The 24,426-nt window shown below is 38.7% G+C and carries 23 protein-coding genes and 1 tRNA gene; 10 read left to right on the top strand and 14 right to left on the bottom strand.

Going from position 1 to position 24,426, the window contains the following annotated elements:
- Positions 1-306: 306 nt before the first annotated feature.
- The 5 genes from GYM62_RS08845 to GYM62_RS08825 are packed head-to-tail and all read right to left on the bottom strand — an operon-like array spanning position 307 to position 3,944.
- Entirely contained in the window at positions 307-690 is a 384-nt protein-coding gene (locus GYM62_RS08845) for a magnesium citrate secondary transporter (RefSeq protein WP_219959139.1), read from the bottom strand.
- Complete coding sequence (locus GYM62_RS08840) at positions 690-974, bottom strand: hypothetical protein (RefSeq protein WP_091649860.1); 285 nt, start codon at positions 972-974, stop codon at positions 690-692. The genes GYM62_RS08845 and GYM62_RS08840 overlap by 1 nt, the downstream gene beginning before the upstream one ends.
- 17 nt (positions 975-991) lie before the next feature.
- Positions 992-2,176, bottom strand: coding sequence for an aspartate aminotransferase family protein (locus GYM62_RS08835; protein ID WP_219959138.1), 1,185 nt, complete (start codon positions 2,174-2,176; stop codon positions 992-994).
- Between the two features lie 10 nt (positions 2,177-2,186).
- Positions 2,187-3,083: a class I SAM-dependent methyltransferase gene (locus GYM62_RS08830; protein WP_219959137.1), complete on the bottom strand. Its 897-nt coding sequence runs from the start codon at positions 3,081-3,083 to the stop codon at positions 2,187-2,189.
- A gap of 33 nt (positions 3,084-3,116) precedes the next feature.
- Positions 3,117-3,944: an SDR family NAD(P)-dependent oxidoreductase gene (locus GYM62_RS08825; RefSeq protein WP_219959136.1), complete on the bottom strand. Its 828-nt coding sequence runs from the start codon at positions 3,942-3,944 to the stop codon at positions 3,117-3,119.
- Between the two features lie 163 nt (positions 3,945-4,107).
- On the opposite strand from GYM62_RS08825, the gene GYM62_RS08820 reads away from it, so the two are divergent.
- Genes GYM62_RS08820 through GYM62_RS08810 form a run of 3 tightly spaced genes read left to right on the top strand, consistent with a single transcriptional unit; the run spans position 4,108 to position 6,254 of the window.
- Complete coding sequence (locus GYM62_RS08820; protein ID WP_219959135.1) at positions 4,108-4,929, top strand: 1-acyl-sn-glycerol-3-phosphate acyltransferase; 822 nt, start codon at positions 4,108-4,110, stop codon at positions 4,927-4,929.
- Positions 4,904-5,893: a GNAT family N-acetyltransferase gene (locus GYM62_RS08815; RefSeq protein ID WP_255590642.1), complete on the top strand. Its 990-nt coding sequence runs from the start codon at positions 4,904-4,906 to the stop codon at positions 5,891-5,893. Before GYM62_RS08820 ends, GYM62_RS08815 begins: the two co-directional genes overlap by 26 nt.
- Positions 5,880-6,254: a CoA-binding protein gene (locus GYM62_RS08810; RefSeq protein ID WP_219959134.1), complete on the top strand. Its 375-nt coding sequence runs from the start codon at positions 5,880-5,882 to the stop codon at positions 6,252-6,254. Before GYM62_RS08815 ends, GYM62_RS08810 begins: the two co-directional genes overlap by 14 nt.
- On the opposite strand, the gene GYM62_RS08805 is transcribed toward GYM62_RS08810, so the two are convergent.
- Genes GYM62_RS08805 through GYM62_RS08795 form a run of 3 tightly spaced genes read right to left on the bottom strand, consistent with a single transcriptional unit; the run spans position 6,235 to position 9,049 of the window.
- Complete coding sequence (locus tag GYM62_RS08805) at positions 6,235-7,128, bottom strand: Brp/Blh family beta-carotene 15,15'-dioxygenase (RefSeq protein WP_219959133.1); 894 nt, start codon at positions 7,126-7,128, stop codon at positions 6,235-6,237. The two genes, GYM62_RS08810 and GYM62_RS08805, sit on opposite strands and share 20 nt — an antisense overlap.
- A complete protein-coding gene (locus GYM62_RS08800; protein WP_219959132.1) occupies positions 7,115-8,257 on the bottom strand; it encodes a lycopene cyclase family protein in 1,143 nt (380 codons plus the stop codon). The genes GYM62_RS08805 and GYM62_RS08800 overlap by 14 nt, the downstream gene beginning before the upstream one ends.
- Positions 8,258-8,299: 42 nt before the next feature.
- Positions 8,300-9,049: a bacteriorhodopsin gene (locus GYM62_RS08795; RefSeq protein WP_091649886.1), complete on the bottom strand. Its 750-nt coding sequence runs from the start codon at positions 9,047-9,049 to the stop codon at positions 8,300-8,302.
- Between the two features lie 348 nt (positions 9,050-9,397).
- Here GYM62_RS08795 and gyrB point away from each other — a divergent pair, with 348 nt between their 5' ends.
- Positions 9,398-11,356: a DNA topoisomerase (ATP-hydrolyzing) subunit B gene (gyrB, locus tag GYM62_RS08790; RefSeq protein ID WP_219959131.1), complete on the top strand. Its 1,959-nt coding sequence runs from the start codon at positions 9,398-9,400 to the stop codon at positions 11,354-11,356.
- A gap of 78 nt (positions 11,357-11,434) precedes the next feature.
- The gene (ppk1, locus tag GYM62_RS08785; RefSeq protein WP_219959130.1) at positions 11,435-13,558 is read left to right on the top strand and encodes a polyphosphate kinase 1; all 2,124 of its coding nucleotides are present in this window, start codon (positions 11,435-11,437) and stop codon (positions 13,556-13,558) included.
- A 25-nt stretch (positions 13,559-13,583) separates the two neighbouring features.
- Here ppk1 and GYM62_RS08780 read toward each other — a convergent pair whose 3' ends face one another.
- From GYM62_RS08780 to GYM62_RS08770, 3 genes are all read right to left on the bottom strand, one after another.
- On the bottom strand, positions 13,584-13,796 hold the full coding sequence (locus tag GYM62_RS08780; protein WP_219959129.1) for a hypothetical protein: 213 nt from the start codon (positions 13,794-13,796) through the stop codon (positions 13,584-13,586).
- A 67-nt stretch (positions 13,797-13,863) separates the two neighbouring features.
- A complete protein-coding gene (locus GYM62_RS08775; RefSeq protein WP_219959128.1) occupies positions 13,864-15,645 on the bottom strand; it encodes an SLC13 family permease in 1,782 nt (593 codons plus the stop codon).
- A 1-nt stretch (position 15,646) separates the two neighbouring features.
- Positions 15,647-15,922, bottom strand: coding sequence for a YidH family protein (locus tag GYM62_RS08770; RefSeq protein WP_144603186.1), 276 nt, complete (start codon positions 15,920-15,922; stop codon positions 15,647-15,649).
- Between the two features lie 44 nt (positions 15,923-15,966).
- On the opposite strand from GYM62_RS08770, the gene GYM62_RS08765 reads away from it, so the two are divergent.
- A complete protein-coding gene (locus tag GYM62_RS08765) occupies positions 15,967-16,848 on the top strand; it encodes a DUF3078 domain-containing protein (protein ID WP_219959127.1) in 882 nt (293 codons plus the stop codon).
- 368 nt (positions 16,849-17,216) lie between these two features.
- On the opposite strand, the gene GYM62_RS08760 is transcribed toward GYM62_RS08765, so the two are convergent.
- Both GYM62_RS08760 and sucC read right to left on the bottom strand, forming a co-directional pair.
- A tRNA-Arg gene (locus tag GYM62_RS08760) sits at positions 17,217-17,290 on the bottom strand.
- Between the two features lie 9 nt (positions 17,291-17,299).
- Positions 17,300-18,514 (bottom strand): ADP-forming succinate--CoA ligase subunit beta, encoded by a 1,215-nt coding sequence (gene sucC, locus GYM62_RS08755; protein WP_091649907.1) that lies wholly within the window; start codon positions 18,512-18,514, stop codon positions 17,300-17,302.
- A gap of 151 nt (positions 18,515-18,665) precedes the next feature.
- On the opposite strand from sucC, the gene GYM62_RS08750 reads away from it, so the two are divergent.
- Entirely contained in the window at positions 18,666-19,319 is a 654-nt protein-coding gene (locus GYM62_RS08750; RefSeq protein WP_144603191.1) for an ABC transporter ATP-binding protein, read from the top strand.
- 1 nt (position 19,320) lies between these two features.
- Here GYM62_RS08750 and GYM62_RS08745 read toward each other — a convergent pair whose 3' ends face one another.
- Complete coding sequence (locus GYM62_RS08745) at positions 19,321-19,770, bottom strand: peroxiredoxin (RefSeq protein WP_219959126.1); 450 nt, start codon at positions 19,768-19,770, stop codon at positions 19,321-19,323.
- Between the two features lie 143 nt (positions 19,771-19,913).
- Here GYM62_RS08745 and GYM62_RS08740 point away from each other — a divergent pair, with 143 nt between their 5' ends.
- From GYM62_RS08740 to GYM62_RS08730, 3 genes are all read left to right on the top strand, one after another.
- Positions 19,914-20,717 (top strand): DMT family transporter, encoded by an 804-nt coding sequence (locus tag GYM62_RS08740; protein WP_144603230.1) that lies wholly within the window; start codon positions 19,914-19,916, stop codon positions 20,715-20,717.
- 57 nt (positions 20,718-20,774) lie between these two features.
- A complete protein-coding gene (locus tag GYM62_RS08735; RefSeq protein ID WP_219959125.1) occupies positions 20,775-21,632 on the top strand; it encodes a hypothetical protein in 858 nt (285 codons plus the stop codon).
- Between the two features lie 101 nt (positions 21,633-21,733).
- Complete coding sequence (locus tag GYM62_RS08730) at positions 21,734-24,394, top strand: CHAT domain-containing protein (RefSeq protein WP_219959124.1); 2,661 nt, start codon at positions 21,734-21,736, stop codon at positions 24,392-24,394.
- Positions 24,395-24,426: the final 32 nt, after the last annotated feature.

Raw genomic sequence — 24,426 nt, 5'->3', positions numbered from 1 at the left:
TTGTGAAAGGGGGGAAGGGGGATTTTGCTTGAAATACAGTAGAAATATTTAGAAATACGCCTTCGGCGAAATATTCAGAAGATATTCTTCAAGATATGCCTTCGTCAGATAGCGGAAAAAATGAACAGCGAAATATTAAACCTGAATTATGCATTAGAATTCGTAGCGAGAGCTTAAAATGCAAGAAAATCAAGCACTTTGGAGATCGAGGCGTAGCACCGCTACGGTGAGATCGAAAAGTGAAGTGAAGCGATTGATTTTGAAGCATTTTGAGATCGAAGTAGATTTTATAATGCTTATTTCAGGTTAAACTTTTGACCTAATTAAAGACCTTCTGGTATGATTGATGAATTTATAAAAATAGATACTCCCTAATCCATAGCAGAGAATATCCCAATAATCAGAGGTATAGGTTGATGAATACTTTGGCAACAAAAACTCAAATACGATTGAAACATACACAAAGGCAACTAAAACCTGAGCCTTGGAAAATGTGAAAAGCTCCTTTTTAGGATGAATCCACTGATATATTTGAAGGGTTATTCCCAGTATAACAGGCATTGCTAACAAATCATCAGCATAAGAGGAAAGGAATCCGCTTGAATGCCAGCCCATGACTTTTTCAAAAAACTGGTTCGTCCAAAAAAATATCACAGGAATAATAAAGAATGGATTTTTGATCACTTTCATTATCCGGGGAGCGCTGCAATTAACCAAAGAATGAAAGTAATGATAGCCATATATATGGTATAAAAGAAGTTTCCAATCTTTTTGAAAGTTTTGACCAAATCAGAATCATCTTCCTTGATGTAAAACATCCAGTTTTCTTCATTGGATTTCTTATCAGCCTCTCGTTTTTGTTGGTTTTCGAGGTCTTTGCCTCCCAGTGGTTTGCCACAATGCTGGCAAGTATCTGTAAGATTCTGATTCCAATCAGACCATTGCCCACAATGGGGGCATTTCTTCTGTCCCATAAAAAATAATTTTAAAATTAAGCTACATCATCAATCGCCTGCAAAATGATGCTACAAGCACCTTTTATTTCTTCTTCGGTTATTACCAATGGTGGGGCGATTCTCATAGAATCATCACAAAACAGAAACCAATCGGTAATCACACCCAATTCGATTGCTCGATCAATAATTGGTTTTAGAACTTCAAAAGATTCAAACTCAACGGCCATCATCAAGCCTTTGTTTCGGATACCTTTGATTTTAGGGTGGATGAGTAGTTTTTTGAAAAGCGCTGCTTTTTCCTCTACCTGAGCGATCAAATTTTCTTTTTGTAAAATCTGAATAGTGGCCAAGGAAGCAGCTGCGCTTACCGGGTGTCCACCAAAAGTAGTGATATGACCCAGCAAAGGATTATTCTTAAAAACTCCCATCACCTCTTTGTTGGCTATAAATGCTCCGATCGGCATTCCACCTCCCATACCTTTGGCACAAACAACTATATCCGGGACTATATCAAAATGCTCAAAAGCCCAGAATTTGCCGGTTCTGCCAAAGCCAGCCTGAATCTCATCCAAGATCAATAATGCTCCTGCTTCATTACATTTTTTCCGTAAAGCCTGAAAATAATTTGTACAGGCTACCCGTATCCCGGCTTCTCCTTGGATTGTTTCTACGACTACTGCAGCAGTATCTGAATCAATTTTCTCCAAATCTGCATAGCCACCATACACTATATTGGTGACTCCAGGTAAAAGAGGTCTATAAGCTCTTTTGAAAATTTCATTTCCTCCTATACTTAGCGAACCATGAGAACTCCCATGATAGGCATTGATGCAGGAGAAAAGCTTTTTCTTACCAGTGTATCTCTTGGCTAATTTGAGCGCTCCTTCAATTGCCTCCGAACCACTATTTACGAAATAGACATTGTCAAGCTGATCCGGTAAAGTATCACAAAGTGCCTTGGCAAGTAGGGTTTGGGGAGTTTGAACATATTCTCCATATACCATCAGGTGGAGGTATTTGTCCAGTTGATTTTGGATTGCCTCCAGCACTTTGGGGTGCCTATGACCCACATTACTGACTCCGATTCCTGAAATCAGATCAATGTATTTTTCTTGATTAGGCCCATATAGGTATACTCCCTCTGCCTTTTCCACTTCTATCATCAGTGGAAAATCTGTAGTTTGGGCTAGATGGGATAAAAATAATTGTCGGTTGTTCATGATTTACTTATCAGAAACTCGAGAATCTGAAGAAAATTCCCAAAGGAAGCTTTTTCTCAAATTTATCCTGCAGATATAATTCTCCATGCTCTGGGTTTTTTACTTCTCCGAAATTGGACTTGATCAGGTTGACAGCGATCAAAGAAGAAAAACTGAGTGAATACATGTTTAAGAGTAAGAAATGATCCTTTGGATCCAAGATTTCAGCACAGGTTTTTAGCATTTCATTGATTTGCTCTTCCAAAACCCATTTTTCTCCATCCGGGCCTCTGCCATAGGCTGGAGGATCCAAAATAATTCCCTGGTATTTATTTCCTCTTCGGGCTTCCCGTTTGATAAACTTCATCGCATCATCCACCATCCAACGGATACCATCCAGGTTTGAAGCCTCCATGTTGTGTCGAGACCAGGTCACTACCTGCTTGACAGAGTCTAAATGGGTGACATCTGCTCCCGCAGCTTTGGCTGCCACAGAAGCTGCTCCGGTGTAGGCAAAAAGATTGAGAACTTTTGGGTTTTTTACAGGAGAGCGTTTGATGGTGGAGAAAATATAATCCCAGTTGACTGCTTGCTCTGGAAAAAGGCCTATGTGTTTAAAGGACGTTTGGGCAAGATTTAGCTTGATATCCAAACCTTCCTCATTTTGATAGCCGATTTGCCAATTGTGAGGCATTCTTTTTAATTGTTCCCAATGGCCTTTTTCAGGGTTGTTTTTTTCTTTTGCAAAGTGGGCATGTGCCAACTTTTTCCATTCGGAGTCTTGCATGCTTTTATCCCAAATCGCCTGGGGTTCAGGTCTGCTGACAATAAACTCTCCGAAGCGTTCCAATTTCTCAAAGCCTCCTGTATCAATCAGCTCGTAATCTTTCCAAACTCCGGGACTAAGGGATAAAATTCTGTCTTGCATAGCTAGTTATTTGAGCGAGCAAAAATAGGGAAATTATAGCAGACCCAAATTCGCCAGGCATTCCTCACTATATTCCCAAAGAGCTCTGGCATTTTCAGCATCTAAGGAAGCGGAATTAGATGATTTAGGCTTCTTTCTGACGTAATAAGCTCCGTTTTTGAGTTCTTCTGAAGGTATTTTTGCTAAAAAAATACTGGTTTGGGCTCCTTTCTTGGCTGAAATAAAAAATAATTGAGTTGCCCGAATGATCATCTTGCTGATTGGGTCCGTTTCGGATCCGAATGCTGTTTTGACTGCTCCAGGATGTAATGAGAAAGAAGAGATGCCTTGCTCACTAAATCTTCGTTTTAATTCTTTGGTGAATAGAATATTATAAAGTTTTGCCTGACAATAGGCTGAGAAGGTATTTCCGGATTTTTTGAGACTAGGGTCTTCAGTATTAAAACTTGCGATTCTATGAGCCTCTGAACTCACATTGATAATTTTTGCTTTGCCTTTGACCAGGGCATTTTCTACTAATTTAAAGAGGAAAAAATGTCCTAGATGGTTGACAGCAAAAGTCATATCGAAGCCATCCTTTGTCTTTTTTCCAGCAGGGAACATACCCCCTGCATTATTGATCATGACATGGATTTCAGAATAATTTTCCTGAATATAAGATCCGGTATTTTGGACGGATTTCATGGAAGAAAGATCCATTTCTATCCAGTCTAGCTTTTCGGTTTTCGGGAATTGACTGGCTATCCTTTGGGCTTTTTCCATATTTCTTACCGGCAAAATAATCCGGTCAAAATAAGGATAAAGTGCTATTAGAGTTTCTAGTCCGATTCCGGAAGTGCTGCCTGTCAAAAGTAAATTCATATAGTATTTTTCTAAGACTACTCAAAAAGTACTCTCTTGGTTTTCAGTTTACTGTAGCGTTGACAACATACAAAAATGTTATGCATGCAGAATTTTTGTAATTTTAGCCTTATTTTCCCAATCTAAGCGAATAAATCCTAACCCTATTGAATAGCATTTGGCTATGTCGAAGAAATTTATTGATATAGAAAAGGCAATTGCCTCCAAAAACCCATCTTTATTGAAATGGATGCCTGGTTTTGTGCTCTCCTACATCAAGCGCGTCACGCATGAGTCATGGATGAATGGAATCATGAATCGAATCGGACATTTGAAAGGACTGGATTTTGTCAATGCATTGATAGAGGAGTTTGAGATGGAAGTAGAATTAATAGGAGAGGAAAAAGTACCCAGAGAAGGAGGCGTGATCATCGCTGCGAATCATCCTTTGGGTGGAATGGATGGAATTGCCCTGATGTATGCCTTGGGTAGAATCCGAACTGATATCCGTTTTTTGGTGAATGATCTATTAATGACCTTCGATAATTTTAATCCAATTTTTGTCCCTGTCAATAAGCATGGAAGGAATTCTCAAGAAACTTTGGATAAAATTGAAGAGGTATATTCCAAAGATTTTGCTGTGCTAATATTTCCGGCAGGATTGGTTTCCAGAAAAATAGACGGAGAAATAAAGGACTTACAATGGAAAAAGAGTTTCATCGCCAAGTCAAAAAAATATAAAAAAGATATACTTCTAAGCTTTATTGAGGGGGGAAATTCAAAATTCTTTTACAATTTAGCTAACTGGCGAAAGAAACTTGGGATAAAGGCAAATCTGGAGATGTTTTATCTTGCAGATGAAATGTATAAGCAAAGGGGTCAAAAAGTAAAGATTCGAATTGGTGAAAGAATTAGTTATAAGACCTTTACAAATGAAAAATCTGATGCTCAATGGGCTGATCAAATGAAAGTAAAAGTGTATGAACTCGGATCGAAAAATGCATAAAGAGGCTGAAATTATTCCTGCAGTGAGCACGGATTTGATCAAGGCTGAATTAAGGCCTGAGAGATTCATTCGTTACGCAAATAATGGAAACAATCTGGTTTACCTGGTTAATTACCACAATGCACCGAATGTGGTCCGAGAAATTGGGCGTCTGAGGGAATTGACTTTTAGAGCAGCTGGAGGAGGAACGGGGCAGGCATTGGATCTGGATGAAAATGATACCTGTGAAAATTGTTATGATCAACTGATTACCTGGAGCCCCGAAGATGAGGAAATTGTGGCTGGATATCGTTTAATTCATTGTAAAAAAGCCATTAATTCATCTGGGAAAATTAATTTGTCCACCACTCACTTATTCGATTTTTCACAGAAATTTATTTCTGACTACTTGCCTTACACTATTGAGTTGGGACGCTCTTTTGTTCAACCTAAATATCAGCCAAGCATAGATAATAGAAAAGGAATTTTCAGCTTGGATAATCTATGGGATGGGCTTGGAGCAGTGGTCTTATTAAATCCAGATGTCAAATATCTATTTGGCAAAGTGACCATGTATCCACATTACAATAGAGAAGGAAGAGATCTTTTGCTGAGGTTTATGAATCATTATTTCCCAGACAAAGAAAATCTGGTCAGTCCCAAAGCTGAGTTAAGACTTACTTATGAAACCGAATTGGGTACAGGTCCAAATATTTTTGAAGGCCTGGATTACAAAGAGGGCTACAAACTTCTTAATTCCCGGATTAGAAATTACGGAGAAAATATTCCGCCTTTGATCAATACTTACATGAATTTGTCTCCTACTATGATGACTTTTGGTACGGCTCTGAACGATGAGTTTGGAGAGGTAGAGGAAACAGGAATTCTAATCACATTGGATGATATTTATGATACCAAAAAGCATAGGCACATGGATACTTTCGAGAGAGACAGAGTTTTAGGAAGTAGAAATGGGCAAAGCTAAAAAAACATTAATCGTAGGTGCTACTCCCAATCCATCCCGCTATGCATTTGTGGCGGCAGGGATGTTTGATGACAGGGAGATGGATTTCATCCCCATTGGAATCAAAAAAGGCGAACTTTTTGGAAAGGAAATTTTGGATTTGAGGCAAAAGCCAGCTTTGGAAGATATTGATACGATCACTTTATATATTGGTCCGGATCATCAAGAAGAGTGGATTGATTATTTGCTTTCTCTAAATCCTAAGAGAATCATTTTTAATCCAGGAACCGAAAACCCTGAGTTTTTTCAGGCAGCAAAAAAGCAAGGTGTGGAAGTTACCCCAGCATGTACTTTAGTCATGCTTAGTACTGGTCAGTATTAGAGATTTTTTTGAAGAAATTATCCATATATAAAATATGTGGAAAGGAAACCAGGGAGATTAATACGAAAAATAAAAGAAGTAATTCCTGAGATCCTAAAAACCTGAGTCCTAAAAATAGAATAAGGCCAATTCCTATAAAACTCAATATCGAGAAGGGGAGGAGTTGAATTAGAAATTTTTTAAAGCCCCGGAATTTGGGGAATTTTTCCAGAAATCGGTATTCGACCATCATACTCGGAACAGCATGCCAGAATCCAAAGTAAATAATAAAGGAAACTAGCAATGGGCTAAAGTATAAAAGTAGGGGCAGTACAGTCAGATCAATCAAATCAGCTTTACTGAATCCAATTTTCAGATATGATTGAATTGATAAACTGCTGACCAAAAATACGCTTATAATGAGAATTTGATAATCATAGAATCCCTTAATATCTAAAATAGGAGCTAAGATGGATTGGGTCATTTCAAAATCTCCAAAGAGAATCACAGACAGCATTAACAATCCCCTGCTGCAGTATAACAAAGAATTTAAAAGTCTATTATTAGCAACTTCCCGCTTGATAAAGTGAGTTTGTCCGAAGTGATAGGCGGACATAAGAAGAAATGCGGCTAGTGCGATTTTGGGTACTACATACCAAATCAAAAGATAAGCTGCAATTAATGATAAGTAGTTGATTAAAAACCTGATAAGGCTTTTTTGGTTGGTATGAGGATTGGATGTTAAATGGTCTATTGCTCCATGGGGGATTCCGGCTGTAAGTAGTATAAGTAGAAAAATCCCATAATCCAGAATAGGAAGATCAAATGAGAAAAGTGCATATACACAGCCTATCCCTAAGCCCAATGCTTTGAAAATGCCTTCAATGCTTCTCATAATTCAGGAGGCTTTTGATGAAAATCGGAAACCGTAGTCGGCTAAGCAATTTGATTTCTTGAAAAAGACTAGTTTCTTCTCCCAAGAATTTCATAACCAAATCGGTTTCATTCCTTTTAAACAAATCCTCGAAAATTCCTTTGAGTTCATGAGGCCATTTATGGGCGATATTGAGTAGGATGTTATCATAAAAGCGAAATCTGGCAGGAGACTTTTCGGTTTTAATGTTGTTTTCACCACTCACTAGCTGATTGACAAGTGATTGAGCTCTCTTTTGAATGGTGTGGAATGTATAACCTGTAGAAGCCTTAGTCCATCCCGCTTTGGTACCGATAGGAATGATCCGTTTTGAAAAATCGGGGGCTTTTATCTGAGTTGTCATTGGAATAACTCCTTTTTCCTGAAAAGTGATTTCATAAGCTATTCCACCAAATTTTTCCTCCAGATACTCTTTGATTTTTGCGTTTAAGATTTCTTGACTTATATCCTGTCGACTGTAAGCAGTATACTCTATCAAGGCTGATTTGGAATGATAGGGTAGAATGTAAAAGAAATCAAATAGACCCTTTTCACTTTGGGTCCACTCCATCATCGTGAAGGTTGATTTATCAAAAATGTTTTGATCAGTTTCGATTTTCCATCCAGCAAAGATCTGTTTTAGAGCTTTGGAACCCAGGTGATCCGAATCTGTTAGTCTGGAATCGAAAATATAATTTCCTTGATAGATAGTATCATTTGAGGTGAATACTTCTACTGAATTTTCTTTTTCAATGATTTGATTGACAGCATTTTGTTCATGAGTCACATTGGGGTGAGATTTCAAAAAAGAATAAATGTGTTCAAAAAAATCCCTAGAATTTATATGGAAATACTGAAGGTTTTCCATTTGGTGGGTTGCCTTATCATAATTGGAACTCAAGCTAAGTTGATTCCAGGAATGAATTGCGTTTCTTGGGTGAATTGGTAAAGGCTTTTCAGCCCAATAGCACCAAGTTTTATCCGGTATTTGACCCAAGTTTGGGTCTAGAAGTAATATTTTTGAATTTCTAAAAGGACTATTGAGTAGGTGATATACCATACTAAGTCCGGCACAACCCGCACCTGCAAATATGTAATCGTAGTGCTTCATGGGAAGAAAAGAGCCGCCCGAAAGGGCGACTCTTAATTAGGTTTATGCTGCTGCAGTTTTGTTTTTGGATGATTCGGAAATTGCTACAGAGTAGATTACCAAACCAAAACCGATTTTGTTGATAGCATCAGCCAAGTTGTAGAACAAGTCGATTGAGCTTACCTCAAATGCACCTGATAACAAGTTTCCTGGCAATACCATATAACCGATTGGATAGATTGACCATCCTAGGGTGATGAAGATTTTCAATAGGAACATAGCTCTTCCTAAAGCAGGGCTGTTGGAATCTTTAGCCAATTTCGCTACATCTCCTGCGAATACTTCATATACGATATACAAATAACCTAGGGTAGATAGGATACCCCACATGATGTTGCTATCGATACCTGAAGTTTCACCGATGTAACCGGTAATTAGCATGAAAAGAGATGCTACGATCAATTTGAAAAGAGTGGAACCTTTTGCACCAAATGGTTTGGTTAACAAATAGAACTCCACACACATCAAAGGTACTGTCAAAGTCCAGTCAACATAACGGAAAGCTGTTGGACTGGAACCAGTTTGTAAATAGAAATCTCTCATGTAGTAATAGTGAACTGCGGCAATACCTGTGATCAGTCCAGATACTAAAAGAGAGGTTTTCCATTTTCCATCTACAGATCCTCTTTCTACGAAAAAGAAGACGGCAGAAGCGAACATAGCCATATACCCAATGAAGAAGGTAATGGCTACCGGGTCTGAGTTAATGATTCGATCTAGTCCTACTAGATCGGCTGCTAAGGTTAGGTTCATAATTTTTTAATGGGGAAAGTGTTAACTGTTTGATTTGCTTACTTAAATAGATTCAGAATTAAATTTGTTTAACAAAAAGACCCCATAATTAAACAAAATGGTATAAAGCGTTAAAAAACAAGTTTATATGTGCTATAATCAGGTAGGAATAGGTGAAAAAAATTTTACAAAAAATATAGAATTTAGAATAATATTTGGGTTATTAGAGCTAAGGCATACTATTGTATTCACTTAGATAATGCTGTAATTATTCTCGTTTGAGTCACTTTTTTTGCTTATCTTGCCGAATCAATTGAATTTCAGAAAATCACCGTTTAAGCCCGTTTTAAGGGTTTTTTTCCAGTTAATATGAGCGAAGAAAAAGCGAAGAATCCGGCAGAGTACGGAGCCGGCAATATTCAGATTTTGGAAGGTCTGGAAGCAGTTAGAAAAAGACCTGCCATGTACATCGGAGATGTAGGAGTAAAGGGTCTTCACCACCTAATTTGGGAAGTAGTGGATAATTCCATTGACGAAGCCTTGGCTGGTCATTGTGATGCAATTCACGTTACTGTCAATGAAGACAATTCCATCACTGTGGAGGATAATGGTAGGGGTATCCCAACCGATATGCACCCAAAGGAAAAACGTTCGGCCTTGGAGGTCGTCCTTACTGTGCTTCACGCAGGAGGTAAATTTGATAAGGATACTTACAAGGTTTCCGGAGGTTTGCACGGTGTGGGTGTTTCCTGTGTGAATGCTTTATCGACAGACCTAAAAGCTACTGTTTTTAGAAATGGGGTTATCACCGAGCAGGAGTTTAAAATTGGTGTTCCTCAATATCCTGCGAGAGAGATAGGAAAAACAGATAAAAGAGGCACTATCATCCATTTTAAGCCGGATGCCAGCATTTTTGCTATTACCGAATTCAAATATGAGACCATTGCCAACAGGCTTAGAGAAATGGCCTTTTTGAATGCGGGAATTCGAATTTATCTCAAGGATCTTAGAGAAATTGAAGACGATGGAAATCCAAAGTCTGATGAATTTTTCTCTGAAGGAGGTTTGGTTGAATTCGTAGAATACCTAGATGAGACTAGAGAGAAAATCATCGATGCACCTATTTACATAGAAGCGCTTGATCAGGAAGTCCCTGTGCAAGTAGCAATGAGCTATAACAATTCCTACACTGAAAATGTGGTTTCCTATGTGAACACCATCAATACTTATGAAGGTGGTTCCCATGTAACTGGATTCAGAAGAGCTCTTACCAGAACACTCAAGTCCTATGCTGATAAATCCGGCATGTTGGATAAGTTGAAGATTGAGGTTTCTGGTGATGACTTTAGAGAAGGTCTTACTGCGGTTATCTCCGTGAAAGTTGCAGAGCCTCAGTTTGAAGGTCAGACCAAAACTAAATTGGGTAACTCCGATGTAGTAGGTGCAGTAGATTCTGCTGTTTCTGAGACATTACAGTCTTGGCTGGAAGAGCACCCAAAAGAAGCGAAAACTATCGTAGGAAAAGTAATCCTAGCAGCTCAGGCAAGACATGCAGCTAGAAAAGCGCGTGAAATGGTGCAGCGTAAGAATGTCCTTGGAGGCGGTGGTCTACCTGGAAAGCTTGCGGATTGTGCGAATTCTGATCCTACTGTTTGTGAATTATACTTAGTGGAGGGTGACTCTGCGGGTGGTTCAGCCAAGCAAGGGAGAGACAGAGATTTTCAGGCTATTCTTCCTTTGAAAGGAAAAATCCTGAACGTAGAAAAAGCGCATGAGCACAAAATCTACGATAATGATGAAATCAAAAACATCCTGACTGCCTTAGGGGTTAAGTTTGGAACTGCTGATGACGATAAGGAACTTGATTTGACCGGTTTGAGATATCACAAAATCATCATCATGACGGATGCTGATATTGATGGTTCCCACATCCGAACTTTGATCTTGACTTTATTCTTCAGATATATGAGAACCTTGATTGAAAGAGGGTATATCTACATTGCTTTACCACCTCTTTATTTATTGAAGAGAGGTAAAGACGAGCGCTATTGCTGGACTGAAGAAGAGAGAAAAAGGTTGATCTCCGAGATGGCCAAAGACGGTAAAGAGGACAGTGTCGGTATTCAGAGATACAAAGGTCTCGGTGAGATGAATCCAGAGCAACTTTGGACTACTACCATGGATCCAAATGTCAGAACCATTAAACAGGTGACTATCGATTCGGCAGCTGAAGCAGACCATCTCTTTAGCATGCTGATGGGAGATGAAGTCGCCCCAAGAAGAGAGTTTATCGAGAAAAATGCTAAATACGCAAAAATCGATACCTAATACTTCCCAAAGGGGCTTTCGAGCCCCTTTTTTTGGCCAATAAATAAGATAAGCTATTCAGGAACAAAATTATCAGGTATGAAACTGGCAGTTGGAGATAAATATGAGTCAATCATCCAAAAAAGTGATTTAGTCAGTAGAGATTTAAGCTGGCTGAAATTTAATGAACGCGTGCTGGATCAGTCCAAAAAGGAGCATCGTTCAATTTTTGAAAAACTTAAATTTCTGGCAATCACTGCATCTAATCTGGATGAGTTTTTTATGATCCGGGTAGGTTCATTGTATAATTACCTGGATTATGATAAAGAGCGGATTGATTACTCCGGCCTGAGAGAAGAGCCTTTCAAAGCTAAATTGATGAAAGATTGCCAGCAGTTTCATGCAGAGCAGCATCATCATTTTATTGAAAATGTACTTCCTAGATTGGGTGAAGAGGGGATTTCTTTGGTCAATACTTCCAGACTGACATCCGATGAGCAGGAAAAGGTTCGTCAGTATTTTCAGAAGGCTATTTATCCAATGCTTACGCCCATGGTGTATGACGGGTACAGAACCTTCCCGATTTTGATGAATAAGCTTTTGATCTTCGGTGTGGTGACAACTAGCCCTGGAGAGAAGAAGGATATGCGCAAACTCAGCTTCGTGCAGATTCCAGCAAATATCCCTCGTTTTTTTGAAATCGAGCGGGATAACATGTTGCTCTTGATTCCTATTGAAGAGGTAATTCGTGAAAACATCGTTTCGCTTTTCAGAAATGTAGAAATAGAAGCAGTCAGTCTCTTCAGAATTACCAGAAATGGTGATTTTACTCTCGAAGAGAGTGAGGATATGGATGCTAATTTCCTGGAAGAGGTGAAGCGAAAGTTGATGGAAAGAAAAACCGGAAGGGTAGTTAGGATTGAAATTGAAGAAGGGTATAGCAAATGGATGCTAAACTCGCTATTGGAAAGATGGAATCTGAAAAGTGATTCGGTCTTTTTGGTGAAACGATCCAGCATGATTGATTTTACCGGTTTCTGGCAAATCGTAGGAAATAAAAAATTCAGAGATAGGTTACCGCAGATCCCAGAGCCGGTTAAACCTCTTTCATATAGGGATGAAGGGACTGCTGATATTTTTGAGATTTTGAAAGAAAAAGATATTCTACTTCATCATCCGTATAACAATATAGATTCTATTCTAGACCTAATTGAGAAAGCAGCCGATGATCCGGATGTGATGGCCATCAAAATGACCATTTACCGGTTGGCCAAGGAAAGTAGGATCACTAAAGCTTTGTTGAAGGCGGCAGAAAATGGAAAGCACGTTTCTGTACTTTTTGAAGTCAAAGCGAGATTTGATGAGGAGAATAATATCAGAGAGGCCAAAAAACTTCAAAAGGCTGGATGCTTCGTGATTTATGGCATCACTCATTTGAAAACGCATACCAAACTTCTTTTGATTGTCAGAAAAGACAGAAATGAGATTACGCGTTTTGTTCACTTAGGCTCAGGTAATTACAATGAGGATACAGCGAGATTGTACACTGATATTGGCCTTCTGACTACCAATGAGGTTTTGGCAAATGATGTATCAGAATTCTTTAATGTAATTACTGGGCATAGCATGCCTTCTCAATATCAAAATTTGATTACTGCTCCTCGTGACATGAGAAATCAGCTAATTGAATATATTGAGCAAGAAGCAGAAAATGCCAGAAACGGTCTTCCAAGTGGGATTTTTATCAAAGTCAATTCTTTGGAAGATTCCGAAATCATTTATGCTTTATACCGTGCTTCCCAAGCTGGTGTGATCATCAAATTAGTGATTCGGGGAATTTGTTGCTTAAGACCAGGAAGACCTGGACTGAGTGAAAATATAGAAGTGATTTCTATTGTCGGTGATTTCTTGGAGCATTCCAGAATTTATCATTTCCATAATAATGGTCAAACCCGTACCTATGCAGGTAGTGCTGATATGATGGTGAGAAGTTTTGACAAAAGACTGGAATCTTTGTTTAAGGTAGAATCTCCGTTATTGGAAAAGCAGTTGATGAATATTTTAGCTTTTAATCTCCGAGACAATTTCAATTCTTATGTGATGCAAGAGGATGGTACCTATTTGGCAAAGGAGCCTGAAAATGGGGAAGAGGTTTTCAATGTTCACAAAGAATTTTTCAACCTGGATCCTGATAAGGTGATGCAGGTCAGATTGATAGATTAAAAAAAAGCGCCGAGAGGCGCTTTTTCTATTTCTTTTTACTTGAAACAACAAGGATTACAATCCCTGCTGCCACCACAATTCCACCGGCATACTGAGGCCAAGCTAGCTTATTTTCTTTGTCAGCCGTAACTTCCAAGGGCCCTGCATCTATGACTTTTTCTTTGGTAGTAAAACTGATACTGCCACTGAAAAGCATAAAAACGCCTGCAATAATTAAAATAATTCCGAAAATTTTCATTGGAAAAGGGTTTGAATGGAACAATAACGAGTATAAAGGTTGGTTTTATTGATGATTAATCCAATAATTAAAATGGATAAAAATATGGAATTAACCAAGTTGCTAATATCCACATGATCAGGTTTAGTGGAATTCCCACCACCAAATAATCCCTGAACTTATAATTTCCTGGATTATAAATCATCGTATTAGTCTGGTAACCCATAGGAGACATAAAACTTAAGCTTGCAGCAAATGTAACAGCCATCAAAAAAGGTCTGCTATCCACTCCAATTGATGCAGCTACTGTGATGGCAATAGGAGCTAAGAGAGCAGCGGTAGCATTATTGGACATAATATTGGTCAATAAGAAAGTTAGTCCAAAAATTCCTCCCAAGACGGCCCTTGGTCCAAATTCACCTAGGTTTTCTGTGATAACATCGCCTAAGAGCTGAGCACCTCCCGTTTTCTCAAGAGCTGCGCCCATAGAGAGTACTCCGGCCAGCATCATAATCACTTTCCAATCAATAGCTTTATAAGCTTCCAATGGGTTGATCGATTTAAGTAAAACTAGAACTACCACACCACCTATTGCGCAAACTGCAATTGGAAAAATTTTGAAAGCCGAAAGTAATATTACAGCTGCTAAGGTAGCTACAGTAAGAATACTTTGAGTCTTATTGATATTTCTGCTCTTATTTTCAGCCAGTAAAAGGAGATCATTTCCTTCACTTAGCCTTTGAATTGCTTCTTCTGTACCTCTGAGGAGTAAAATGTCCCCTGCACGTAGTTTAGTCTGCTTGAGTAAGCCTTCCAAAAGCCCAGCTCTGTGTCGTATACCCACTACAGTAATCTGATCAAAAATATGCCGGAAGTTAAGGGCTAATAGCTTTTTATTGACTAAGTCTGAGTTTGGAGTGACTAATGCTTCATACAGTCTAACTTCATCATCTGTCACATTCTCCGTGCTCCATTCCAATTCTGATTTTATCGATAGACCTGCGATTTTCTTGAGTTTTTGTATGGTTTCTTTTTCACAAGTGATTCTTATCAGGTCATCTTTTTCAATTGGAGTATTGGGGTATACTTTTACTTTCCTTCCATCTGCTCTTAGAATTTGGAGGGCCTCAATTGGATAAGCTTTGAATAATTTCTGTTTGTGAAAAGGTTCACCGATTTGCTCAAACTCCTTGGTAATGACAATCTCAATGAGGTAATTTCCGAGATGGGAGCTGTCTTTTACACTGAAATGAGCCTTTCGCTTGGGAATAAGCCAAGTGCCTATTGAAATCATGTATATAATACCAGCAATAAAAAATATAACTCCCGCTTTAGTCATTTCAAATACACCAAACTCTTCCAAGCCTTCTCTTGCAGCGATTCCACTTACTAGGATATTGGTACTGGTACCTAGTAGGGTACATATTCCGCCCATTAAAGCTCCAAAAGATAAGGGCATTAAAACTCTGGATGGTGAAATGCCATTTTTTTTGGCGAGTTGAATAACGGTTGGCATCAATAAGGCGACAACTGCAGTATCGTTGATGAATGCGGATAAAATACCTGCGGAGAGCATCAAACTTAATATCAGACCAACCTCACTTTTTTGGGCTTGAAGGGTCAGTAAACGACCGAATGAGTCTAAAAGCCCTGTATTAAAGATTGCAGCAGAGATAACAAACATAGCTGCTACAGTGACTGTAGCAGGATTGGAAAAGCCGGCAAAGCCCTCTTCTAGGTCTAAAATCCCTGTAAAGATGAAAAGCCCCATGATGCCAATGCTAACGGTATCTATGCTCAGCCTTTCTGTAAAAAATAAAATCATCGCCAAACCAATGATGGCGAAAACAAGACCGATTTCAAATGTCATATTACATCAGGTGATAAGTGCCTTTTTTGAGTTTTTTCCGAACTCTGAAATAATTGTAAAAACCTAGAATGATTAAAATTAGAGATAATGCAAACGACAAGTATCCCAAATCTCGTATGTGATCCAAATTTTTTACCTCAAACAATGCCGTACCGCTTACCAGGAAATACAATGAGGTACGGATGTAGGATAGTAGGGTTCTTTGATTGGCTAAAGTAGTTCTCTGTCTAGCCAAAAAATCCCTGACTATTAATTCGTTTTCAAAGTCATTTTCCATATTTTGTTTTCTTGTCTAAGTTAATTTAATGAATCAGTATACTTATGAAAAGAATATTTACGCTTTTCTTTTTAGTTTTTGGGGTAGCCATTGCGCAAGCCCAAGAAACTGAAAAGGATACGACTTATTGGTTAAAAGAAATAGGGGGAGGTCTAAACTTTAACCAAGCATCATTCAGTGGTAACTGGACGGGTGGTGGAGTGAACTCCATTGCAGTTGGTACCTATCTTCAGGGTAGGGCGAATTATAAGAAGGAGAAATGGACTTGGGATAATACCTTGGATTTCATGTACGGTGTGGTAAAAAACCAAGACCAAGGCGGTAGAAAATCCAATGATAGGTTATTTCTAGATTCAAAAGTCGGATACAAAATTGGCGAGTTCTGGAATTTATACTCCTCTGCAAATTTCCTTTCTCAGTTTGCACCGGGCTATAACTTTGACGACACAGGCAGAACCTTGATTTCCAAATTTGCCAATCCGGCTTACCTTACATTTGCTTTGGGATTTGAGTATAAGCCCAATGATGAGTTTAGCCTTCGTTTATCCCCCTTTGCTCCGAGATTTACATTTGTCACCGATACCGAATTATATTTGAATGTCCCTCAAAATTATGGAGTGCCGATAGGAGACAAGGTCAGAACAGAATTGCTTGCCATGAATATCATGGCAGATTGGAATAAACAACTTTCAGAGAATGTTTCTCTCCTGGTGCGTTACCAGTTGTATGCAAATTACGAGACCTTGGCATTTGACACGATTGATCATAGATTGGATGTAGCATTAACAGCGAAAGTTTCCAATTTGATCAATGTGAGTTTAACCAGTTTGAGCATTTACGATATTGATCAAGACGATAAAATACAATTTAGCCAAGGGCTAGCTTTGGGGATTTCCTTTAAGCGCAGTACGTTTCCGGCTAAGTAATTAATAAAAACAAATTTTTATTTTGGATTTTGTTTTGTTAATAATTGTATTATTTTTGAATTCATTGTGGTAGTTAAATAATAGTTGGTTTAGTTTTCAAATAAAGGGCAGGAGATTTTCTCCTGCTTTTTTATTTTAATCTTGGATAAGTACAATTTATAGCTTTTAAACTTATTTCTTTACTTCACTTTTCCTACTTCATATTTTATGGGAGTTTCCTTAGGGAGAAAATATTTTCTTTGGAAGTTTCATCCTTCAGCCAATTTGCCCACAGTCAAAAAAATCGGTCTATCTATTCTCATATTACCTTATCCCTGCTAGAGTATATAACAAAAAAAGCCCAGACTAGGAGTCTGAGCTTATAAGAGTGCACTCGGAAGGATTCGAACCCTCAACCCTCGGAGCCGAAATCCGATATTCTATCCAGTTGAACTACGAGTGCTGCTATATTTTAGCCTTTTAGTACACCTTGTACTTTTTCTGCGGCTTCTTTCAATGTGATTGCAGAGAAAACCTTAAGGCCTGATTCGTCAATGATCTTAGCACCTTCTTCAGCGTTGGTTCCCTGAAGTCTTACGATAATAGGAACTCGAATGTCTCCGATTGATTTGTAAGCTTCAACCACACCGTTAGCGATTCTGTCGCATCTTACGATACCACCGAATACGTTGATCAAAATCGCCTTCACGTTAGGGTCTTGAAGAATAATTCTAAATCCAGCTTCTACAGTAGTAGCGTTTGCTCCTCCTCCTACATCTAGGAAGTTAGCCGGCTCACCACCAGATAATTTGATCATGTCCATAGTCGCCATAGCCAGACCTGCTCCGTTCACCATACAGCCAACATTACCATCCAACTTCACATAGTTAAGGCCGGATTTTCCAGCTTCAACTTCCAATGGATCTTCTTCAGCCAAATCTCTCAATTCAGCCAAATCCTTATGTCTGTAAAGTGCATTGTCATCCAGATTTACTTTAGCATCTACTGCCAAAATTTTATCATCTGAAGTTTTCAATACCGGGTTGATTTCAAACTGAGAAGAATCTGTAGCTTCATACGCCTTATAAAGCGCAGTGATAAATTTGGTCATCTCCTTGAAAGCATTTCCGCTCAATCCCAATTTGAAAGCTACCTTTCTTACTTGGAATCCCTGAAGTCCTGCTTTAGGATCGATCCATTCTTTGATAATTTTTTCAGGATGCTTCTCGGCTACCTCTTCGATATCCATACCTCCTTCGGTAGAGGCCATGATCACATTGGATCCTGTAGCTCTGTCCAAAAGGATAGAAACATAATATTCTTTAGGTTCTGAATCACCTGGGTAGTATACGTCCTCAGCGATTAAAACTTTGTTTACTTTTTTACCTTCCGGACCAGTTTGGTGAGTTACCAAAGTTCCTCCAAGTATGTTCTTAGCCTTTTCAGCTACCTCTTCCAATTTTTTGGCAAGTACTACGCCATTGGAACCAGTTTCCTGAACCTTACCTTTTCCACGGCCTCCAGCATGGATTTGAGCTTTAATCACATACCAGGAAGTTCCTGTTTGAGCGTTGAGTTTTTCTGCAGCTTCTTGTGCGGCTTCGGGACTGTCTGCTACGATGCCCTCCTGAATTCTAACGCCGTAACTTTTTAGTACTTCTTTAGCCTGATATTCGTGAATGTTCATCTCTCAAAATTTTTGGGCGAAGTTAAGCCCTAACCGTGGATAAATCAAACCTGAATTTTGCCTTTTTTATTTGTTAGGACCTTATTTGATGGCATAAATGCCCTTTGCCTCGAAGATTTGTTCTAATTTTAGGAGCGTAAATTTTAATAGTATGTTGATAGCCAGAGACATCCATAAATCCTATGGAAATCTCCATGTTTTAAAAGGGGTGGATCTTGAGATTTCCACTTCAGAGATTGTTTCCATAGTCGGTTCATCGGGTGCCGGAAAAAGTACTTTGTTGCATATTTTGGGGACTTTGGATAAGCCAGATCAAGGAACCTTGTCCATGAATGGAAAGGATTTAATAGCCATGAAAGGTGAGGGGCTGGCTCAATTTAGAAATCAGCAAATAGGCTTCATTTTTCAATTTCATAATTTACTTCCTGAGTTTACAGCTTTGGAAAATATTCAGATACCAAGCTTTATCCAGGGAAAAAATCCTCAGCAAATCGAAAAAAAAGCTGGCGAATTAGCTGAAATTCTGGGTATTTCCCATCGACTGGATCATAAACCATCCACGTTATCCGGTGGGGAACAGCAACGTGTGGCAGTGGCGAGAGCCTTGATCAATAGTCCGGAAGTGGTGTTTGCTGACGAACCCAGCGGCAACTTGGATACCAGCAATGCAAGAGCTTTGCATGAGCTGTTTTTTACCTTGAGAAAAGAGTTGGGGCATTCCTTTGTGATAGTTACTCACAATGAGGAATTGGCTGCCATGGCTGATAGAAAAGTGGAAATGAAAGACGGAAATATTCTCAGCTAACTTATTTATTGAGTTTTTTGAGCATGCTTTCTATATGTCCTTTGGATTCAAACATATCTGAAAAAACTCCGGCTATTTTCATTTCAGCATCTATCAGATAGGTAATCCTTTTTGGCATTTTTATCAACGGTACCAAGGCATCGTATTTTTGGCAAACCTTTCCTGAGGTATCAGATAAAAGTTCGAAGGGAAGATTGAATTGCTTTTTGAATTTCTCATGCGTATCCAAGTCATCTCTGCTAACGCCAAAAACAGGAATGTCCAGATCCCGAAATGCCGCAAACTGATCTCTGAATTCACATGCCTCTGCAGTACAAACTCTTGTAAAATCTTTTGGGTAGAAATAAAGGATGAATGATTTACCTTCTAAATCCCTGCTGGGTTTGAGTTCCGTTCCGGATGTTCCTTTCAAAGTGAAATCCGGAGCGATTTGTCCTAGTTTTAATGCCATCTTATCTTTCTTAACTCTTCTAAGTATAGATAGTTTATTCTGTTTTAGGAGATTTTTTTTGAACTCTCCAATGATAATTTTGCTTTGTAAGTACAACACCCTAAAAATGAAATAAAAAATTGAAGATTTCTAGCGTTCAATCCATGCTTTTGGCTGGAGTATTTTTTGCGTTGATGAATGTATCAGTCAAGTTCATTCCTCATATCCCTGCCATAGAGATTATTCTGTTTAGGTCTATTTTCTCCTTGATTTTCAGCTATGTTTTTTTGAAAAATCAAAAAATACCGGTCTTTGGGAATAATAAGAAACTGTTGGTTATCCGTGGAATTGTAGGTTCAGTGGGCCTGATAGGGTTCTTTTATACGCTTCAAAAAATTCCATTGGCCAGTGCCGTAACTATACAATATCTATCCCCAATCTTTACAACCATTCTTGGTATTTTTCTAGTTAAAGAAAAAGTCAAACCCATACAGTTTCTTTATTTCTTTATATCCTTCGCTGGCGTTTTAGTGATACAGGGTTTTGATCCTCGAATTGATTTCTTTTATGCCGGAATCGGAATCATCGCCGCACTTTTTTCTGGTTTGGCTTACAATGTGATTCGAAAGCTCAAAAACACAGAGCACCCGCTGGTGATCATATTTTATTTTCCTTTGGTAACTCTTCCAGTTGCTTCGCTGATTAGTTATTTTACTTGGGTTCAACCGATAGGCTGGGATTGGTTGATTTTACTTTGGATAGGTATTTGTACTCAGGCAGCACAATATTTTATGACAGTTGCTTATCAAAATGCCAACGTCTCAAAAATTTCCAGTCTGAGTTATTTAGGAATTTTATATGCATTGTTCTTTGGGTTCGTTCTATTTGGAGAAACCTTCGGAATAATGTCCTATGTTGGAATGGGATTGGTATTAATAGGCATTTTGCTGAATTTAAGAGAAAAATAATCTGTTATCTGATTACAATTTTATAAGTGGAATCGACTTAAAATAAAAAAGGAACTCATGCGCCCACATGCTTTACTTTCAACTTTGACTTTTGCCTTATTGGCTTTGCTGTCTTTTTCTTGTGTTCAGGATAATCAGATCAGAGATAATTCATTTGATTGCGAGTTATTTGCTTACACAGACACCATTTATTACATCAATGCGACCCAAAATGTCATTGTAAATCCTATTACCAACGCATCAGGAACTTTCACTGCCAGTCCTGATGGCTTGGCTATCAATGGAGAGACGGGAGCAATTGACGTAAATGCAAGTGAAACCGGATTGAAATATAAAGTAACATTTACTCCGGAAGGAAGCTCCAGTTCCTGTGAGACTTTCGTTACCGTCGGAGGGGTGAATTACCGGGATGGTATTTATGTCCTTGGGCAGAATCAAATACAGGCAGCTCCGATTTATAATGGAGTTCCGGGTTTGTTACTTCCCTGCGATGATGGAGATGATGACGACGATGATGATACCAGCTGTGATTTTGATGTAGAGGATCAAAACGGTATTTCTCTAGAGGATCTAGGCTTTGAGATTTCATCCAAAGGTGTTTTTGACCTTCAAAAAACAGTTGAAAATGGGACATTTGGTGCTATTCCCGTAAACGGACAAGTCCTAGATGTTGAATTGCTTTATAGATTACCTGACTTAAGCAATCTGGCACTCAATTCTATCCCATTGAGATTTTTCTATTTTGAAACTATGGCAGACATTCCTCAAGCATTATTGGATGATATTGAGGAAAAAAATGACTTGATCAATGAGCGAAGAGGAGGAAATTGGGTTAATTTTAGATCACTAAATGAAACCCGACCTGCCGGCAAGCCGAGACCTCCTTTTGTGGTAATCGTAGCTCGTCTGGAGTAGGGTTTATCCCTATTTCCGTGTTTTTAAAGAGACTTTATCTTTCCATTTTCCTAAGCTTTTGCTTCTCACCCATATGCGTATTAGCGCAAGGAAAACTGGATTTGCTGAAAAAAGCCGATTCTCTTTACCAGTTGCCTTCACCTACTGAGGAGGATGATAGGCTTGCCATTAAGCTGTACTCTGAGGCTTTGGCTGAAACTCCCAATTCTGAAGAGGTTCAGCTTTTCTTGAGAGGCTCTGAAAGGTTAGGAGTGTTACTTTCTGTATATGGAGAAAATGAAGCTGCAGCCAAATCTTACAGAAAAGGAATTCAACTAGCCAAAGCATTTAAACTTCCAGATACTTTAATTTACTCATCCCATCTATTTTTGGGAGAGCTTCTTTTTAGCTTGAGTAAGCTGGACAGTTCTATTTACCATTTAAAAGAAGCTGAAAGTCTTCAGAAATTGATTCAGGGAAAGACTCAGCCTGAACGGCTATTTAATGCTTTAGGGGTTTACTTTTTTGAAACAGGAAATTACAGCCAAAGTATCAGCTATTTCAGTAGGGCAGAGTCAGCCTTGCCTTCTTCTTTAGGGGATTATGGACGATATGCACGCTACAGTTTCTTGAGTAATAAGGCATCAGCCTTGTATAATCTGGAAAAATACGATAGTGCGAAAAAGATCTATGAGGATTTACTGACTTGGGAGATTAATCCAAATCAAGTTCGAATCAATCTGGCAAACACTCATTTGGAAGAGGGAAATCCTGATCAAGCGCTGGATGTATTAAACCAGATAAGTGAGACCTCTGAGCCTTTAAAGTTTTCGCATTGGAATTTACTTGCTAAAGGTTATTTGTTAAAAAAGGATCTTGAAGCTGCTGAATTGGCTTTGGATAGGACTAGGGACTCTCTCATGATCAAGTTGATGAGGAAAAAAGATCTTCAGAGAGGTATCTATTATAATCTTAGAGGCCAGCTCCATGAACAGAAAAAGGAGTATCAGAAGGCTTTGAATTCTTACCAAAAAGCGATAATAGAGCTGCATCCTACTTTTGAAAATCCGGACATTTTTCAAAATCCTGAAAAATCATCCTTAGGAATGTCCTCAATCACGCTCTTTGAAGTTTTAGCATCAAAGGCGGAAGTAGCCTGGATGCTTTATGAAAAAGAAGAAGATTCCAAATGGTTCAGGTTGGGCTTGAGTACCTATCTCAGTGCTTTCGATTTTGCAAATTACATCAGCTTCAATTTTGATAATGATGAGGCTAGGATTTTTTTGGGCGACCAAGTTCTCAAGGCTTATCAAAACGCCATCGAGAAGATTTACAATATTGCTCTAGAGAGAGATGAATTGGATTTAATGGAACAGGCTTTTGTTTGGGCAGAGCAAAGCAAAGCTGGGGCTTTGAGGCAAAGTGCCTATTTTGAAAGACTCAAAAGAAGGTCTGGAATCCCTTTAGCGAAGCTTCAGGAAGAGGAAAATCTCCAATTTCTGCTTTCAAAAAATTATCAGAGACAATATTTATCCAATGATCCCGAAGAGTTAAAGAAGCTTCAGGAGGAATTTATCAAACTGCAAGTTGACTTGTCCAGGTTACGTGAAGAATTCAAGAGTTTTTTGCCTGATTTTGAAAATGCAGATGTCTTCAGCTTAGCTAGATATCAGGATCAATTGGGTAGGAGGAAGGCGAGTTTATCTCTATTTCAAACTTCTTCAAAATTATTTGTTTTTTGGGTTGAGCCTGATTTTTTCGATTTCAAAGCGTTGGATATCAAAGAAATCAATTTCAGAGAACTTGAAAATTGGAGGAAGGCATTACAAACTCCTAACTTGGGCAGAAAGTATGATGCTGGTTCCTTCATCAGTCAATTTGGGAAAACACTTTTTGACCCTTGGCTGTTGAGAATGAAAAGCCGGAATCAGTTGATTGTAGTTCCTCATGCGCAGTTTAATCCTATTCCTTTTGAGGTATTACCCATTGATAGAGAATATTTAATTGAGCGAATTGCAGTTTTATATCAGTTTTCTGCTGCTTTGGTTAAATCAGAACCCAAGAAAGAATGGTTTTCCAATGCTGTTTTGGGTTTTTCTCCATTTGAGCAAAAGGGATTTCAAGGCTTATCAAGGTTGCCCGGATCCAAAGAGGAAATAAGCAGGAAAGGATTTACCGTGTTTACAGATGAGTCTGCAGATCTGGAAACTTTCTTGAAAGAAGCCCCTAATTATCCCTATATCCATTTGGCGACGCATGCAAAAGCTGAGCCCGGGGACATCAATTCTTCATTTATCGCATTCTATCCCGGTCTGGAAGAATTTAGGCTTTTTTCTCAGGAATTGAGCTATCAGGCTTTGGACTCGGTTGAATTTGTATTTCTCAGTGCATGCGAAACAGGAGCGGGGCAGTTGAGTGATTCTGAGGGGTTGATCAGTTTAGCTAGAAGCTTCGCTCTGGCTGGAGCGGATCACTTAATTACCTCATTGTGGTTAACCGAAAATCAGGTAGCTGTGTATTTATCAGATGCCTTCTATAAACATTTGCAAAAGGGAGAATCCTATGCCTCAGCATTAAGATTGGCAAAATTGGATCTACTAAGCGATCCTAAAATGTCGCAATTTTCACATCCCGGTTATTGGGCAAATTATGTGTTAATTGGTCAGCCTGAAGTAGTTTCTTTTGAGCGAAAAGTGAAAGAAGTAATAGGTAGGATAGCTTTGGTTCTCTTTATTCTAGCGGGTATAGTCTGGATAATTTACAGGTCAAATAAAAAGGAATAAAAAAATCCGGCAAATTGCTCTGCCGGATTATT

It is taken from the genome of Algoriphagus sp. NBT04N3 (assembly GCF_019443765.1).
Lineage (GTDB): Bacteria > Bacteroidota > Bacteroidia > Cytophagales > Cyclobacteriaceae > Algoriphagus > Algoriphagus ornithinivorans.
This window is presented reverse-complemented; position numbering and strand designations above follow the sequence as displayed.

Bases quoted from the DNA above. Each gene is read 5' to 3' on its own strand.
- GYM62_RS08775 (WP_219959128.1), bottom strand. From the start codon at position 15,645: ATGACATTTGAAATCGGTCTTGTTTTCGCCATCATTGGTTTGGCGATG.
- GYM62_RS08830 (WP_219959137.1), bottom strand. From the start codon at position 3,083: ATGCAAGACAGAATTTTATCCCTTAGTCCCGGAGTTTGGAAAGATTAC.
- GYM62_RS08800 (WP_219959132.1), bottom strand. From the start codon at position 8,257: ATGAAGCACTACGATTACATATTTGCAGGTGCGGGTTGTGCCGGACTT.
- GYM62_RS08745 (WP_219959126.1), bottom strand. From the start codon at position 19,770: ATGGCATTAAAACTAGGACAAATCGCTCCGGATTTCACTTTGAAAGGA.
- ppk1 (WP_219959130.1), top strand. From the start codon at position 11,435: ATGAAACTGGCAGTTGGAGATAAATATGAGTCAATCATCCAAAAAAGT.
- GYM62_RS08740 (WP_144603230.1), top strand. From the start codon at position 19,914: ATGCTTTTGGCTGGAGTATTTTTTGCGTTGATGAATGTATCAGTCAAG.
- GYM62_RS08820 (WP_219959135.1), top strand. From the start codon at position 4,108: ATGTCGAAGAAATTTATTGATATAGAAAAGGCAATTGCCTCCAAAAAC.
- sucC (WP_091649907.1), bottom strand. From the start codon at position 18,514: ATGAACATTCACGAATATCAGGCTAAAGAAGTACTAAAAAGTTACGGC.
- GYM62_RS08835 (WP_219959138.1), bottom strand. From the start codon at position 2,176: ATGAACAACCGACAATTATTTTTATCCCATCTAGCCCAAACTACAGAT.
- GYM62_RS08795 (WP_091649886.1), bottom strand. From the start codon at position 9,049: ATGAACCTAACCTTAGCAGCCGATCTAGTAGGACTAGATCGAATCATT.
- GYM62_RS08735 (WP_219959125.1), top strand. From the start codon at position 20,775: ATGCGCCCACATGCTTTACTTTCAACTTTGACTTTTGCCTTATTGGCT.
- GYM62_RS08750 (WP_144603191.1), top strand. From the start codon at position 18,666: ATGTTGATAGCCAGAGACATCCATAAATCCTATGGAAATCTCCATGTT.
- GYM62_RS08805 (WP_219959133.1), bottom strand. From the start codon at position 7,128: ATGAGAAGCATTGAAGGCATTTTCAAAGCATTGGGCTTAGGGATAGGC.
- gyrB (WP_219959131.1), top strand. From the start codon at position 9,398: ATGAGCGAAGAAAAAGCGAAGAATCCGGCAGAGTACGGAGCCGGCAAT.
- GYM62_RS08765 (WP_219959127.1), top strand. From the start codon at position 15,967: ATGAAAAGAATATTTACGCTTTTCTTTTTAGTTTTTGGGGTAGCCATT.
- GYM62_RS08845 (WP_219959139.1), bottom strand. From the start codon at position 690: ATGAAAGTGATCAAAAATCCATTCTTTATTATTCCTGTGATATTTTTT.
- GYM62_RS08840 (WP_091649860.1), bottom strand. From the start codon at position 974: ATGGGACAGAAGAAATGCCCCCATTGTGGGCAATGGTCTGATTGGAAT.
- GYM62_RS08780 (WP_219959129.1), bottom strand. From the start codon at position 13,796: ATGAAAATTTTCGGAATTATTTTAATTATTGCAGGCGTTTTTATGCTT.
- GYM62_RS08825 (WP_219959136.1), bottom strand. From the start codon at position 3,944: ATGAATTTACTTTTGACAGGCAGCACTTCCGGAATCGGACTAGAAACT.
- GYM62_RS08810 (WP_219959134.1), top strand. From the start codon at position 5,880: ATGGGCAAAGCTAAAAAAACATTAATCGTAGGTGCTACTCCCAATCCA.
- GYM62_RS08770 (WP_144603186.1), bottom strand. From the start codon at position 15,922: ATGGAAAATGACTTTGAAAACGAATTAATAGTCAGGGATTTTTTGGCT.
- GYM62_RS08815 (WP_255590642.1), top strand. From the start codon at position 4,904: ATGAACTCGGATCGAAAAATGCATAAAGAGGCTGAAATTATTCCTGCA.